Source organism: Pseudomonas sp. KB_12 (assembly GCF_052114545.1).
Classification (GTDB): Bacteria; Pseudomonadota; Gammaproteobacteria; order Pseudomonadales; family Pseudomonadaceae; genus Aquipseudomonas; species Aquipseudomonas brassicacearum.
This window is the reverse complement of the sequence record NZ_JBFREY010000107.1, coordinates 1-449: the sequence shown is the minus strand read 5'-3', so window position 1 is coordinate 449 and position 449 is coordinate 1. Positions and strand designations below refer to the sequence as shown.

The 449-nt window shown below is 61.2% G+C and carries 1 pseudogene; it reads right to left on the bottom strand.

Annotated features, from left to right (window positions below):
- Positions 1 to 445 (bottom strand): annotated as a pseudogene (locus tag AB4Z20_RS28070) (group II intron reverse transcriptase/maturase); the annotation flags it as partial.
- Positions 446 to 449: the final 4 nt, after the last annotated feature.

The window sequence follows — 449 nt, the reverse complement described above, 5'->3', positions numbered from 1 at the left end:
GTGTGAGCTGTTGCAGCAGAGCCTGCTGGATCAGGCGATCCACGACACATGGGATGCCCAACTGACGGGTTCCGCCTTGGGGTTTGGGGATGTCGACAGCACGTACACCTTGCGGGTGGTACGCGCCGGCCAGCAACCGAGCCTTGAGGATCGGCCAATACTGTTTCACATAGCCCGCCAACTGGTCGACCGTCATGCCATCGGCACCCGGCGCGCCCTTGTTGCTGGCTACGCGTTGATACGCACGCTTGAGATTGGCCGGTGCAAGCACCCGCGCCATCAGCGTGTCCGGCTCCGCTTTCGTCCACGCCACAGACGCCGCCGATACCTGTGCGCTGTCAGCCGTCACCCTCGGATTCAGTCCGGGACTCGGAGTAACAGTCTTCTCTGCGAGAAATTTCTGCATTTCGGTATTCAACGAGACTCTGACGCCTACCGGCGGCATAACC